Source organism: Arthrobacter sp. ISL-95, assembly GCF_018613695.1.
In the GTDB taxonomy this organism is placed as follows: domain Bacteria; phylum Actinomycetota; class Actinomycetes; order Actinomycetales; family Micrococcaceae; genus Arthrobacter.
This window is the reverse complement of record NZ_JAGGPR010000008.1, coordinates 324,729-338,188: the sequence shown is the minus strand read 5'-3', so window position 1 is coordinate 338,188 and position 13,460 is coordinate 324,729. Positions and strand designations below refer to the sequence as shown.

13 protein-coding genes are annotated in these 13,460 nt (G+C 63.2%); 5 read left to right on the top strand and 8 right to left on the bottom strand.

From position 1 onward, the window contains the following. Positions 1-96: 96 nt before the first annotated feature. Positions 97-1,113: a LacI family DNA-binding transcriptional regulator gene (locus tag J7I86_RS13720; RefSeq protein ID WP_214820649.1), complete on the top strand. Its 1,017-nt coding sequence runs from the start codon at positions 97-99 to the stop codon at positions 1,111-1,113. An 80-nt stretch (positions 1,114-1,193) separates the two neighbouring features. Here the strand turns inward: J7I86_RS13720 and J7I86_RS13715 are convergent, their stop codons facing one another. From J7I86_RS13715 to xylA, 7 genes are all read right to left on the bottom strand, one after another. Then, entirely contained in the window at positions 1,194-2,105 is a 912-nt protein-coding gene (locus J7I86_RS13715; RefSeq protein ID WP_214820647.1) for an aldose 1-epimerase family protein, read from the bottom strand. Beyond that, positions 2,102-3,622 (bottom strand): L-arabinose isomerase, encoded by a 1,521-nt coding sequence (gene araA, locus J7I86_RS13710; RefSeq protein WP_214820645.1) that lies wholly within the window; start codon positions 3,620-3,622, stop codon positions 2,102-2,104. Before araA ends, J7I86_RS13715 begins: the two co-directional genes overlap by 4 nt. Positions 3,623-3,694: 72 nt before the next feature. Next, positions 3,695-4,402, bottom strand: coding sequence for an L-ribulose-5-phosphate 4-epimerase (locus tag J7I86_RS13705; protein ID WP_214820643.1), 708 nt, complete (start codon positions 4,400-4,402; stop codon positions 3,695-3,697). Further along, positions 4,399-6,132, bottom strand: coding sequence for a ribulokinase (araB, locus tag J7I86_RS13700; RefSeq protein ID WP_214820641.1), 1,734 nt, complete (start codon positions 6,130-6,132; stop codon positions 4,399-4,401). The genes J7I86_RS13705 and araB overlap by 4 nt, the downstream gene beginning before the upstream one ends. Positions 6,133-6,369: 237 nt before the next feature. Beyond that, entirely contained in the window at positions 6,370-7,353 is a 984-nt protein-coding gene (locus tag J7I86_RS13695; RefSeq protein ID WP_214820742.1) for a LacI family DNA-binding transcriptional regulator, read from the bottom strand. A 69-nt stretch (positions 7,354-7,422) separates the two neighbouring features. After that, the gene (locus J7I86_RS13690) at positions 7,423-8,868 is read right to left on the bottom strand and encodes a xylulokinase (RefSeq protein ID WP_214820639.1); all 1,446 of its coding nucleotides are present in this window, start codon (positions 8,866-8,868) and stop codon (positions 7,423-7,425) included. Between the two features lie 96 nt (positions 8,869-8,964). Further along, positions 8,965-10,152: a xylose isomerase gene (gene xylA, locus J7I86_RS13685; RefSeq protein ID WP_214820637.1), complete on the bottom strand. Its 1,188-nt coding sequence runs from the start codon at positions 10,150-10,152 to the stop codon at positions 8,965-8,967. Positions 10,153-10,296: 144 nt separating this feature from the next. Here xylA and J7I86_RS13680 point away from each other — a divergent pair, with 144 nt between their 5' ends. From J7I86_RS13680 to J7I86_RS13665, 4 genes are all read left to right on the top strand, one after another. After that, positions 10,297-11,502, top strand: coding sequence for an ROK family transcriptional regulator (locus tag J7I86_RS13680; protein WP_214820635.1), 1,206 nt, complete (start codon positions 10,297-10,299; stop codon positions 11,500-11,502). 138 nt (positions 11,503-11,640) lie between these two features. Next, positions 11,641-12,720: a YihY/virulence factor BrkB family protein gene (locus J7I86_RS13675; protein ID WP_214820634.1), complete on the top strand. Its 1,080-nt coding sequence runs from the start codon at positions 11,641-11,643 to the stop codon at positions 12,718-12,720. Between the two features lie 14 nt (positions 12,721-12,734). Beyond that, entirely contained in the window at positions 12,735-12,944 is a 210-nt protein-coding gene (locus J7I86_RS13670; RefSeq protein ID WP_214820632.1) for a hypothetical protein, read from the top strand. 86 nt (positions 12,945-13,030) lie between these two features. Beyond that, positions 13,031-13,249 carry a hypothetical protein gene (locus J7I86_RS13665; RefSeq protein ID WP_214820630.1) on the top strand — a complete coding sequence of 73 codons (219 nt, stop codon included), beginning with the start codon at positions 13,031-13,033 and terminating at the stop codon, positions 13,247-13,249. Between the two features lie 4 nt (positions 13,250-13,253). Here J7I86_RS13665 and J7I86_RS13660 read toward each other — a convergent pair whose 3' ends face one another. Continuing rightward, positions 13,254-13,427: a hypothetical protein gene (locus J7I86_RS13660; RefSeq protein WP_214820628.1), complete on the bottom strand. Its 174-nt coding sequence runs from the start codon at positions 13,425-13,427 to the stop codon at positions 13,254-13,256. Positions 13,428-13,460: the final 33 nt, after the last annotated feature.

Sequence of the window (13,460 nt, the reverse complement as noted above, 5' to 3'; positions counted from 1 at the left end):
ATCGTTTCATTTGTTACGATTCAAATTACCCTCGTAAACGGGAGGGTGTCAAGGCGTTTCCAACACATTGACGTCAGCCAGCGGAGATCGGAAAGCATGTCCCAGACAGCGAGCATCAAAGACGTTGCCACTCACGCCCAGGTAGCAGTGGGAACTGTTTCCAATGTGCTGAATTATCCGGACAGGGTTTCGCAGAGGACCAAGGAACGCGTCCTGAAATCCATCGCTGAACTTGGCTTCGTCCGCAACGACGCCGCCCGCCAGCTCCGCGCCGGCCAGAGCCGGACCATCGGCTTGATCGTGCTGGACGTTGGGAACCCCTTCTTCTCCTCCGTGGCTCGCGCGGCGGAAGATGCGGCAACGGCCCTGGGCAGCGTCGTACTGGTGGGGGACAGCGGGCAAGATGCCTCGCGCGAAGCCCACTACATGGACCTTTTCCAAGAGCAGCGCGTCCAGGGCCTGCTGATCTCTCCCGTAGGCAATGTGGCGGAGCGGATCGATACCCTCCGCGAACGCGGTGTGCCCACCGTCCTGGTGGACGAACTCGCGGACACCGATCGCTGCAGCTCAGTCTCCGTGGATGACGAGGAAGGCGGGTACCTGGCCGCCAAGCACGTGCTGGACCTGGGCCGCCGTCGTCTGGCCTTTGTTGGTACGCCCTCCATTCGCCAGGTGGCCAGCCGACTCAAGGGCGCGCAGCGTGCTGTGGCCGAAGTGTCGGATGCCAGTGTTGAAGTTCTGGACTCCGCCGGTCAGACCGTGCTGGCCGGACGGCAGGTGGGTAACAGCTTGGTGGAACGTGCCCCGGAGCTTCGGCCTGAAGCGGTGTTCTGCTCCAACGACCTCCTGGCGCTGGGTGTCATGCAGTCGCTGACCATGTTGCGGACGGTTCGGATTCCCGAGGACATCGCGCTGATCGGCTATGACGACATCGACTTCGCCATCTCCGCCGTAGTCCCCTTGTCCTCCATCCGCCAGCCCACCGAGGCCTTGGGCCGGACCGCCATCGAGTTGCTCGCGGAGGAACAGGAGAGCGGCGGAACCAAGCACCGGTCCGTGGTGTTCACGCCCGAACTGGTGGTCCGCCAAAGCACTGCGGGCGCTGGCAGTTAAGTCCCCGCGCACCCAACTGAGTCGCAGTTAAGCGCGTTTTGAGTGGTCAAAACGCGCTTAACTGCTACTTAGTTGGGTGGCTACAGGGCGTAGATGCTCCAGGACGCCGTGTGCTGGGCGCCCGGTTCCAGCCGGATCAGGTCCGTGCCGCTGTTGAAGGCGTCCGGCGGGCAGGTCATGGGCTCCACGGCAAGGCCGATCCGGCTGGGGATCGGCGCTGGCTTGTCGGCCGTGTGGATTTGCAGCCACGGGCAGCTTTCGTCCCACGACATCCCTACCCCGGACGTCCCGACGCCGGTGCCCGCCGGGTCGCGCAGCGACAACCGCGCCAGACCGCCGTCGAACGCTATTCCCGTAAAGGCGTGATCGATCTCGGTGCTGCCGATGGCGCGCGCGGAACGGAAGTCGAAAGCGTGGCCGTCCACGGGAACAACGCCAACGGGCAGTAGCCGGTCCGGCGTGACGTCCAGGAAAGAGTCGGCGTCAAACTCGAGAACCCATTCGTCCAGCGGCGACGAGCCGGCCACGAGGTACGGGTGCGGGCACACTCCGTAGGGAGCGGCGACATCAGCGGCGTTCCGGGCAGTGATGGAGGTGTGCAGACCGGCCTTATCCAGCGTGAACCGGGCCGAAAGCTCAAGCACGAACGGGTATCCCGCGGTGGGCCCCACCGTGCACGTCAAGGTAAGCGCGCCGGCGTCGGACTCTTTCACCGCCCAGTCGAGCGCGAAGGCGAGCCCGTGCAAGGCAGTTGCCCGCTCAGGTTCGTTGATCGGCACCTGGTGCTCGACGCCGTCGAAACTGTACGTGCCGTCCGCGATCCTGTTGGGCCACGGCGCGGCAATGACGCCGCGGTAGTCCGGGATGGGACCACCCTCCGGAAATGGAACAACGAGATCCCGGCCCTCATACTGCAGAACGCGCAGCGCGGCCGCGCGGGCGGTCACAACTGCTGTGTAACCGCCCGCGCTCAGCGTGAATTCCGTGCTCACAGGCCGCCGGCCAACTTGTAGTAGGCGGCGTTCCAGTTGAGTTCCTTCTTAAACTGTTTGATGGTGGTGCCTTCGTCAATGGTAAGGAGTTCCGTTTTGGCGATTTCGGCGAAATCCTCGAACACGTCCAGGCCCACCTGCGTGGACAATACCGTGTGGTGAGCTGCGCCGGCGGTGAGCCACGCGGCGGCGGAGGTAGCGAAGTTGGGCTTCGGTTCCCAGAGCGCGCGGGCAACCGGCAGGTTCGGGAGTGGCTGGTCGAGGTCCACGACGTCCACCACGTTCGCCACCAGGCGGAACCGATCGCGCATATCGGACAGCGCTACCACAATGCCGGGGCCGGCGTCGGTATCGAACACCATGCGGACGGGGTCTTCCTTGCCGCCAATGCCCAGCGGGTGAATCTCTACGCGCGGCTTCTTGGCGGTCAGCGACGGGCAAACCTCCAGCATGTGCGCGCCCAGGATCTTCTCGCTCCCCGGCTCCAGATGGTACGTGTAGTCCTCCATGAGCGACGCACCACCGGGCAGGTCGCCGCCCATGACCTTGGCGGCGCGGACCAGGATGGCGGTCTTCCAGTCGCCCTCGGCGCCAAAGCCGTACCCGTCGGCCATCAGGCGCTGGACGGCCATGCCCGGCAGCTGACGCAGGGCGCCCAAATCCTCGAAGGACGTCGTGAATGCCGCGGATCCGTTGGCTTCAAGGAAGCTGCGGAGACCCAGTTCGATCTTGGCGCTGTACCGCAGCGACTCGTGGCGGGCGCCGTCGGCCTTTAGCTCGTCAGCCACCTCATAAAGGCGCTCGTACTCGGCAACCAAGGCGTCGACGTCGGACTCTGCGGTTGCGTGGACAGCGTCCGCAAGCTCATTGACGGACCACGTGTTGACCGAGACGCCGAAGCGAAGCTCAGCTTCGGTCTTGTCACCTTCCGTGACGGCGACGTTGCGCATGTTGTCGCCGAAACGGGTCAGCTTCAGGGTACGGATCGCCGCCCAGCCGGCCGAGGCGCGCTGCCAGGCGCCCACCTGCCGGGCAACCTCAGGGTTACTGACATGCCCGACGACGGTCTTCCGTGGCACGCCGAGCCGCGACTGGATGTATCCAAACTCCCGGTCACCGTGGGCTGCCTGGTTGAGGTTCATGAAATCGAAATCGATGTCAGCCCACGGCAGGTCCCTGTTGGCTTGCGTGTGCAGGTGAAGCAGGGGCTTGCGCAAGGCGTCCAGGCCCTGGATCCACATTTTGGCCGGGCTGAACGTGTGCATCCAGGCGGTCACGCCGATCACGGAGTCATCGGCGTTCGCTTCCAGCGCGGTGCGGCGGATGGCATCGGAATCGGTGAGGACCGGCTTCCACACGAGCTTGACTGGAACATCGCTGCTGGCGTTGAGCGCGTTGGCAATCTCCTGTGACTGCGCGGCCACCTGCTTGAGGACGTCCTCCCCGTAGAGGTGCTGGCTGCCGGTAAGGAACCAGACCTCGTATTGTTCGAGGGAAGTGTTGTTTGCGCTGGGCATTTCGTGGCTCCTGGGTGCTTTTGAGTTTCGAGTGGCTTCTGGTTGTCCGCAGCAGCGGCCTGGTTGTCCGCGTTAGCGGCCGTAAACGTTCTGGTATCGGTTGTAGAGGGAATCGATCTTGTCCTGATCAATGGGCAGCGGCTCGCCCAGTTGCCGGGAAATATGGACCGTCCTGGCCACTTCCTCGCACATCACTGCGGCTTTGACGGCCTCACGGGCGGACTTGCCGATAGTGAAGGGGCCGTGGTTCTGCATCAGCACAGCGGGGGAGTTGGAGTTCTTGAGCGTCTCCACAATGCCCTGGCCGATGGAGTCGTCGCCGATCAGCGCGAACGGTCCCACGGGAATCGATCCGCCGAATTCGTCGCCCATCATGGTGAGTACGCACGGGATTGCTTCACCGCGTGCAGCCCAGGCCGTGGCGTACGTTGAGTGCGTGTGGACCACGCCGCCAACCTCGGGCATGTGCCGGTAGACGTAGGCGTGCGCGGCCGTATCAGAAGACGGCGAGAGGTCCGGGTTGCCCCAGTCCACGGTGCCTGCACTGCCGGTGTTCATTCCCCGCACAGGTGTGCCATAAAGGTCAGTGACCACCATGAGATCGGGTGTGAGGTCATCGTAGGAAACGCCTGACGGCTTGATCACCATGAGATCGTGCACGGGGATACGGCCCGAGACGTTGCCTGCGGTCCACACCACCAGTTCATAGCGGGTCAGTTCGGCGTGAAGGTCGCAGACGTCCTTGCGGACTTTGGCAATGGACTCCAGGAGCGCGCTCATGCTGAGGCTCCTTCCAGGGCGCTGGGCTGGGTAGCTGAGCCCTGTCCTGAGCCTTGAATCGCTGCCCGTTGAATGGCCTTGAGGCGGTGCATGACGTTGTTGGTGCCCCGGCCGAAGTAGTCGTGCAGAGCTTTGTATTCCTGGAAGAGGACCTCGTAGGCGGCCACGTTTTCGGGGATGGGGGTGTAGACGGCGCCGGGAGCTGCTGCCATGGACGCTGCGGCTTCGCGGATGTCCTTGTACTTCCCGGCCGCCACGGCTGCATGGATTGCGGAGCCCAGCGCAGGACCCTGTTCGGATCCGATCGTGGAGAGCGGCAGGCCGGTGATGTCGGCGTAGACCTGCATCAGGAACTTGTTCTTCAGCAGCCCGCCGGCCACGATGAATTCCTTGACCGGAACACCGGAGTCGCGGAACGCGTCAACGATGGTGCGGGTTCCGAAGGCCGTGGCTTCCAGCAGTGCCCGGTACGTGTCCTCAGGTTTGGTGGCCAAGGTCTGGCCCACCACCACGCCGGAAAGCTCGTGGTCCACCAGCACTGAGCGGTTGCCGGAGTGCCAGTCCAGGGCGATCAGTCCGTGCTCGCCGATTGCTTGCTTCTCCGCGAGTTCGGTGAGGTATTCGTGGATACCCAAGCCCTTGTCTTTGGCGGCTTGGTGGTACTCCGGTGGTACGCCGTTCTTGGTGAACCAACCGAAGATGTCGCCCACCCCGGACTGGCCTGCTTCGTAACCCCAAAGCCCATCCACGATGCCGCCGTCCACTACTCCGCACATGCCGGGGACTTCACGGAGGACGTCGCCGTTCATGACGTGGCAGGTGGACGTGCCCATGATGGCCACGAGCTGTCCGGGTTCAACAGCTTTTGCGGCAGGTGCGCTGACGTGGGCATCAACGTTGCCCACTGCTACGGCGATCCCTGCGGGAAGCCCGGTCCACGCCGCGGCTTCCTCGGTGAGGTAGCCGGCAGCGTCGCCCAAACGGCCGATGGTGTGTTCCAGCTTCTCGGACACGAAGCCCTTGAACTCCGGGTTAAGCGCTGCCAGGAAGTCCTCGGACGGGTACTTCCCGTCCTGGTAGATGCCTTTGTAGCCGGCTGTGCACGCGTTGCGGACATAGCTGCCGCAGAGCTGCCAGACGATCCAGTCCGCGGCCTCGACCCAGTGATCCATGGCGCCGTAGACTTCCGGATCCTCTTCGAGGAGTTGCAGCCCCTTGGCGAATTCCCATTCAGAGGAGATCAGGCCACCGTAACGGGGAAGCCAGGACTCGCCGCGTTCTTCGGCAAGCTTGTTGATGCGGTCCGCCTGCGGCTGGGCTGCGTGATGACGCCACAGCTTGACGAAAGCGTGTGGCCGGTCCGAGAAGCGTTCCAGCTCGTTCAGCGGCGTGCCATCAGCCGTAGTTGGAACCATGGTGCACGCGGTGAAGTCAGTAGCGATGCCCACCACACAATCCGGGTTGATTCCGGCATCGGCGACGGCGGCCGGTACAGCATTGCGCAGGACGTCGCGGTAGTCGTTGGGCACCTGAAGGGCCCAGTCGGCCGGGAGTCGCTGGCCGGAGCCGGGGAGACGATCCGAGACCACTGCGTGCGGGTATTCGAAGACGCCGCTGCCGATCTCTGCGCCGTCAGATACGCGCACCACGACGGCGCGGCCGGACAAAGTGCCATAGTCCACGCCAATGACGAACTGCTCATCGAGCGGGATGTTTTCAGAGGTATTCATGGGGTCTCCATCCGGCTGGCCAAGGCCTCATTGCCGGGGGTCGGGGTGGAAAACTGAAGAAGGTCTGATGCAATTGTTAGCGCTCACAACTTTGATGTCAAGAGGAGACCGCGTGGAACTGGTACTTATGAAGGGGCCAACCGCAGGCCCACCCAAGTAGGGGACAGCTAATGCCTTATTGGGGGCCGCATAAGAGTGTCTGCTGTTCCCCGGTTAAGTTCAGTAGTGAGGCTTAGGCTAGCTGGCGGCGGTAGCCGTGGTGGATCGGATAACCAGCCGCGGCGCCACCGTGGCAGGCGTGCCGGTAGAGCCGCTTTCCAGCCGATCCAAGAGCAAGCCGATGCAGCGCCGGCCGAGTTCCTCGAAGTCCTGCGCCACCGTGGTCAGCGGCGGTATGAAGTATGCCGATTCCGGTTGGTCGTCAAAGCCCACTACGCTGATGTCCTCCGGCACCTGGACGCCAACTTCATGAAATGCCCGGAGGACGCCCAGGGCCATCTGATCATTGGCGACGAACAGGGCTGTCACGGAGCGTTCGGCGGCGATTTTCAAGCCTTCCCGGTACCCGCATTCGGCACTCCAGTCGCCCTCGATAAGGGTCTCCGGGTCAACCCCGGCCTCGCCCAGCGCGTCCCGCCAACCTTCGATCCGGGCAGCGGTATCAATCCAATCGGCGGGTCCGGACAGGTGCCCGATCCGCTGGTGCCCAAGTTCCAAAAGATGCTCGACGGCGAGTCGGGCACCCTGCCGCTGGTCAACCGTGGCGCCGGTGAGGTGTTCATCGCCGATGGATCCAACAGCAACCAGCGGCACTTGAGCAGTGATGTCTTTGAGGACATCAAAAGTCCCCGGGTGGGGCACAGTTACTACGATGCCGTCTACGCCTTGGTCCATGAAGTGCGCCATGGCGTCCTTGATGGTTTCAGGCGTTACTTCCCGCAGCCCGGCGACGCTCACGAAGTAGCCCGCATCCCGTGCTGCCTGTTGAACCCCGAGGAGCGTGTGGGACGGCCCGTACTGTGCCATCTCGCTGCCGAGCACGCCAATGGTCTGGGAACGCCGAGTGACCAGGCTTCGGGCGGCGGTGTTCCGGCGGTACCCCAGTTCAGTGATGGCCTGTTCCACGCGCTCGCGGGTCTTGGAACTCACGTTGGGGTGGTTGTTCAGGACCCGGGAGACGGTCTGGTGGGAGACACCTGCCACGCGGGCAACGTCCTCCATCACGGGAGGCCGGGTGGATGCGGATTGTTCAGTGCTCACCCTGTCACGATAGAGCACCCGCAACGGCGATCAGCCTTTGGCCACCTTGGCGGCGTAATAGCGGTACCTTGTCAGGAACTCCGGAGTAAGGAACTCGGGGTTCCCGGCGTCAGTTCGGTGGTGAACCACGGTTCCCTCAAGAGACCATGAGGGCAGTTTTCCTGTGAGAATGCCTGCGGCTTGCCGGGCCGCGCCGTCCGCCACGTATTCTCCGGGTTCGGGGACGAACACCGGCACACCAAAGGCTGCAGCCGCGATCTGCTGGACCGCCTCCGATTGCGCACCGCCGCCCACCAGGATGATGCGCCGGGCGGAGACGCCCTGTGCCTGCAAAGCAGCAAGTCCGTCGGCCAGGGAACACAGCACGCCCTCTACGGCGGCCCGTGCCATGTTGGCTGGAGTGTAGTTGGAAACCGTGATGCCGTGGAGGGAACCGGTGGCGTCCGGCAGATTTGGGGTCCGTTCGCCCTCGAAATACGGGACGAGGGTCAGCCCTTGGGCGCCTTCCGGAGCGGACAGGGCCAAGTTGCCGAGTTCCGCAAGGGTTACGCCGAGCAGTGCAGCTGTGGCCTCGAAGATTCGGGTCGCGTTGAGTGTGCAGGCCAACGGCAGGTAGTTGCCGGTAGCGTCCGCGAAGCCAGCCACGAGCCCGCTGGCGTCCATCGCCGGAACATCCGAAACCGCGAAGACCGTCCCTGACGTTCCAATTGACATGACGACGTCCCCGACGGCGGCACTCACGCCCAGCCCTGCTGCAGCGTTGTCGCCCGCACCCGGGCCGATCAGTGCCCCGCCCGGTGTCTTACCCGCAGTTTCCAAGGGGCCGACGACGACCGGCAGTACTGGGACGTGGCCAAGGGTGTCTTTGAGGACCTCCGGCAGGTATTCGCCGCTGGAGGACGAGAAGTAGCCCGTACCGGAAGCATCCGAGCGGTCTGTGCGGAGGAGGTCCAAAGAAGCCGGTCCACTGCCGGGTCCGTGTCCGGCCAGGCGCCAGGACAGCCAATCGTGGGGTAGGCACAGGGCTGCAGTCCGTTGGGCGTTCGCGGGTTCGTTCCGTGCCAACCATCGGAGCTTGGTGGCAGTCAACGACGCGACGGGCACGGTTCCGGTGTTTGACGCCCAGTAGGACGCTCCGGCGGCGGCGTCGCCATGGCCGGCTTCGAGGATCAGCTCCTCAGCGTCCGGGGCAGAGCGGGTGTCGTTCCACAACAGGGCCGGGCGGACGACGTCTCCGGATTCGTCAAGGCACACCATGCCGTGCTGCTGGCCGCCGACCGACACGGCGTCGACGTCTTCCAAGCCGCCGGCCTGTGCAATCGCTTCCTGCAGGGCAGACCACCAGTGCTCCGGATGGACTTCCGTCCCCTCAGGGTGGGACGCTCGGCCCTGACGCACCAACGCGCCGGTAACTGAATCCCGGATGACAACTTTGCAGGACTGGGTGGAGCTGTCGATCCCGGCTACGAGAGGCATGTTTGTGTTCCTTAGGGGGACCGCCGCCGGGCTGACAAGGAAACCCCGAAAGGAATCTCTTGCGCCCGGCGACGGGGTTGCGGTGGGTGAAGTGACCTAGCGGGCGCCGAGAAGGTGCTCGATAGCCAGCTGGTTAAGGCGGACGAAGGCGAACGAGCGCTCGGCGGCCTTGTCGGCGTCGAACGTCTCGTAAGCGGTTGCGTCAGCCAGCAAGTCCGCAGTGGTCTCTCCGGCGTTCAGCGTTGACTCGCCGAGTTCGAACACGCCTGAGGTGGCGAGTGCTTCCTGGACGTCCGGGTCTGCACGGAAAGCCAAAGCGCGTTCCTTCAGCAAGAGATACATGGACATGTTGGACGTGGCAGATTCCCACACGCCGTCATAACCATCGGTGCGGGACGGCTTGTAGTCGAAGTGGCGCGGACCATCGTACGTGGGGCCGCCATTGGGGAAGCCGTTCTCCAGCAGGTCCACGGTGAAGAAGGCGCTGGTGAGGTCTCCGTGGCCGAAAACGAGGTCTTGGTCGTACTTGATGCCGCGCTGACCATTGAGGTCGATGTGGAAGAGCTTGCCCGCCCACAGTGCCTGGGCAATGCCGTGCGTGAAGTTCAGCCCGGCCATCTGCTCGTGGCCGGTTTCCGGGTTGAGGCCCACGATGTCGCCGTGTTCGAGCTGCGCAATGAAGGCCAAGCCGTGGCCGACGGTGGGCAGGAAGATGTCGCCGCGGGGTTCGTTCGGCTTGGGTTCCAGGGCGATCCGGAGGCCGTAGCCCTTTTCCTTGATGTACCCGGCTGCGGTGTCCACGCCTTCCTTCATGCGGTCCAGCGCTGCCGAGAGGTCCTTGGAACCGTCGTATTCGCTGCCTTCACGGCCGCCCCACATTACGAAGGTCTCGGCACCCAGTTCAGCGGCGAGATCGATGTTCCGGAGGATCTTGCTCAGGGCAAAGCGGCGGATGGAGCGATCATTCGAGGTGAATCCGCCGTCCTTGAACACGGGGTGGCTGAACAGGTTGGTGGTAACCATGGGCGTCTTCAGGCCGGTCTCGGCCAAGGCTGCCTTGAAGTTCTTCAGGATGAGGTCACGCTCGGAGGCCGTGGCATCGAAAGGAATGAGGTCGTTGTCATGGAACGTGATCCCGTAAGCGCCAAGCTCAGCGAGCTTGTGAACTGCTTCTACAGGATCCAACGCCGGACGCGTGGCTACGCCGAAGGGATCGGCGCCGGTCCAGCCGACAGTCCAGAGGCCAAAGGTGAAGCGGTCCTGCGGGGTGGGCTGCGGGGTCATTTTTGCTCCTTTGCAAAGCACTGGGGAAGGACTTGAAGAAGTGCATTCCAATTAGTTTTCAATCTGAACTATATGGGGGATGATGGATCATGGTCAATGGAAGCCGGAAGAAATTATTCGAATCCGCAAGGAGGTCCCACGCCAGTGAATGAGCAAGCCGCGCCCGGGCGCGTAGGGGACGTCCGCCGTCGGAATCTTTCCCTGGTGATGGACTCCATTGCGCGGACCGGGGATGCCAAGCCCAGCCGTGCGCAATTGGCTGCGGGAACAGGGCTCACCAAGGCCGCGGTGTCCAGCCTGGTGGCTGATCTTGTGGAGTCCGGGCTGGTCTCCGAAGTGGGCCTGTACCGCGACGGAGAGCGGGGTCGCCCCGGCCAGGGTTTGGAACTGAGCTCGCGTCGCGGCGTAGTGGGCATGGAGATCAACGTGGACTACTTGGCCGTCGGCCTCGTGGACCTGGGGGGAAACCTCCGCTTCCACTCAACAGTCGAATCGCGCAACCGGGGGCTCGCGCCCCACAAGGTTATGGAACGCCTGGGTGGCCTTGCTGCCGAAGCCGTCGCTGCCGCGGCCGCAGCGGACATCTCAATCCTGGGCGGCGGGTTAGCGGTGCCGGGTCTCGTGGATGAGCAGCGCAACCTTGTCCTGTCCGCTCCCAACCTCCACTGGGAACACGAGGAACTGAAACCGCGGTCCCTGCTGGAAGGCGCGCCGCTTGGCGTCAGGTTATCCAATGAGGCAAACAGTGCCGCACTCGGAGAGCTTTGGTATGGCAAGGGACAACCCGACTTCCTCTATGTTTCAGGCGAGGTGGGCGTGGGCGGCGGCGTCATTATTGGCTCCGAGCTCTACACCGGGCCAGGCGGATCTGCGGGCGAACTCGGCCACATTGTTGTCCACCCGGACGGTCCTGCCTGTTCCTGCGGCGGGGCGGGGTGCCTGGAAACCTTTGCCGGCCAGGAAGCTATTTTTGAGGCTGCGCGGATTCCGGATGGCTCGCTCGGCGTACGCACTGAACTGCTGCTGGCGGCCTTGGCTGCCCGGGAGCCGCAGGCTACTCGGGCAGTTCATGACGCCGGGAGGTACTTGGGCGTCGCGCTTGCCTCTTCTGCCCGGTTGATGGATATTGAGGCCGTCGTCCTCGGCGGGCACTTTGCCGTTCTGGCGGAATGGCTCAAACCGGCACTGATGAGTAGCCTGGAGCGATACGCTCCGGGTCTGCTGGATCCGGATAACCTGACAGTTTCCGCCCTGGAGCACTCGGGAACGCTTCTCGGCGCTGCGGGCCAGGTGATCCGGTCCGTGATTGAGTCGCCGTTCGAGTTCCTGCTGGCCAGCAAACTGGCCTGATCGGGGAGCTTGGATCCGCCATAATCTTTCGGGGCCGTAGGCGATAAATCGGCGTGGGTTCTTCCGAATGAATCATCAGGATGCTTACTATTGATGGGTCAGTTGTTCGCGCAAACTACCCCAACGGACGAGTGCCCCATGACCACACAAGACTCAGCCCACACCAGCACAGCCAAGGCGCAGACCGCTCCTTCCCCGGAAGACTCCCGCAAGCCGGACAGTCCCAACGATCTCGTCAAGCCCACATGGATGTACATCGCCAAACGGACGCTGCGGGAGTTCACTAAGGATCAGTGCCCGGACGCCGCAGCTGGTCTTACCTACTATGGGGTCCTCGCCCTCTTCCCAGCACTCCTGGCGTTGGTCTCCCTGTTGGGAATCTTTGGGGACGCGGGGAAAACCACGTCCGCACTGCTGGATATCGCCCAGCAGTTCGCGCCAGGTCCTGGCGTTGACACCCTGCGGCAGCCCATCGAGGAACTGACCAAATCCAATGCGGCGGGCTTCGCATTGTTCTTCGGCATTGTGGTGGCGCTGTGGTCAGCCTCCGGCTACGTCACCGCGTTCAGCCGCGCCATGAACCGCGTGTACGAAGTGGACGAGGGCCGTGGCTTCATCAAGCTGCGGGGCACCATGCTCGCCGTCACCGTCGTCGCCGTCGTGGGTGCTGCGCTCGCCGCAGCCATGCTGGTCCTGAGCGGCCCGGTGGCGGAAGCCATCGGTGGTGCCATCGGTTTGTCGGAAACGTTCCTGACCGTCTGGAACATTGCCAAGTGGCCGGTCCTCATTCTGGTAGTCATCGTCATCATTGCGGTGCTGTACTACTTCACGCCCAACGTGAAGCAGCCCAAGTTCCGTTGGATGAGCATGGGCTCCCTGATCGCGCTGGTGATCTTCGCCATCGCATCGCTGGGCTTCGGGTTCTACGTGGCAAACTTCAGCAACTACAACAAGACCTACGGTGCCCTGGCCGGCGTGATCATCATGTTGCTGTGGCTCTGGATCCTGAACATGTCCTTGTTGTTCGGTGCGGAATTCGACGCCGAGATGGAGCGCGGCCGCCAGCTGCAAGGCGGTATTGAAGCCGAAGAAAGCATCCAGCTGCCGCCGCGGGATACCAAGAAGAGCGACAAGATGCAGGAAAAGGAAGACCAAGTCATTCGGGACGGTGAAGAGATCCGCGAAACCCACGGTGATGAACCGAAAAAGAACAAATAGTGGAGACTCCTGAAATGCGCACTGATGTGCAACAGAAGAAGCTCAAAGCCATCAAGGGTGGCGACAACGTCCGGATCAGCGGTGAGGTTTTCCAAGTCAACTCAGTGGAGTCCCAAGAGGGATCGCGAAACATCACGCTGGAACTGAAAGGGCACGACGGCGGCTCGGTCACCTTTATCGGGTTGCCGAAGGCCAAGGTACAGCTCGCTGCGCGAGCATCCTGAATTCGCCCAGCCTCAACTTTCACTTCCCGTCCGGCCGCACTCATGTCATGGTTTCACCATGCAAACGGTGTACGAGGCGGCGGGCGGTGCGGACTTTTTCCTGGCGCTGGCCACGGGCGATCGGGTGCTTTGACCAAGCGCTAACGGACGTGGGCGTGGTGGATGATCCGCTCCGCACAGTCCTGCATGATTACTTCGCTTGGGTTACTACGAACACCATGGCGCGCTATGAGCGTTCAGCTGACGACGTCCCTGCCGGGCTGCGCCTCACCGAGTGGTCTTGGGGCGGGCTCGTGGCGGGCTGAAAGCTCAGGCCTCGGCGGGAAAGCCTTGATCGGCGTCATCCCACCAGCCCTCCCAAGCGCTGGATGTCAGACGCTCGGTGGCAATGGCGGGGGAGTGCTTCGGGTTGGATTCGCCGGAGGGGCCGCTCTGGCTGCCGCTGGCATCGAGGAAGAAGCTGAGTGTCTTCAAGAGCATCATGGTGGTGTCCTTTCGGTGGTTTCGTGGACGTCT

Bases quoted from the DNA above. Each gene is read 5' to 3' on its own strand.
- J7I86_RS13720 (WP_214820649.1), top strand. From the start codon at position 97: ATGTCCCAGACAGCGAGCATCAAAGACGTTGCCACTCACGCCCAGGTA.
- araA (WP_214820645.1), bottom strand. From the start codon at position 3,622: ATGCCCAGCGCAAACAACACTTCCCTCGAACAATACGAGGTCTGGTTC.
- J7I86_RS13705 (WP_214820643.1), bottom strand. From the start codon at position 4,402: ATGAGCGCGCTCCTGGAGTCCATTGCCAAAGTCCGCAAGGACGTCTGC.
- araB (WP_214820641.1), bottom strand. From the start codon at position 6,132: ATGAATACCTCTGAAAACATCCCGCTCGATGAGCAGTTCGTCATTGGC.
- J7I86_RS13695 (WP_214820742.1), bottom strand. From the start codon at position 7,353: ATGGAGGACGTTGCCCGCGTGGCAGGTGTCTCCCACCAGACCGTCTCC.
- J7I86_RS13690 (WP_214820639.1), bottom strand. From the start codon at position 8,868: ATGCCTCTCGTAGCCGGGATCGACAGCTCCACCCAGTCCTGCAAAGTT.
- xylA (WP_214820637.1), bottom strand. From the start codon at position 10,152: ATGACCCCGCAGCCCACCCCGCAGGACCGCTTCACCTTTGGCCTCTGG.
- J7I86_RS13675 (WP_214820634.1), top strand. From the start codon at position 11,641: ATGACCACACAAGACTCAGCCCACACCAGCACAGCCAAGGCGCAGACC.
- J7I86_RS13670 (WP_214820632.1), top strand. From the start codon at position 12,735: ATGCGCACTGATGTGCAACAGAAGAAGCTCAAAGCCATCAAGGGTGGC.
- J7I86_RS13660 (WP_214820628.1), bottom strand. From the start codon at position 13,427: ATGATGCTCTTGAAGACACTCAGCTTCTTCCTCGATGCCAGCGGCAGC.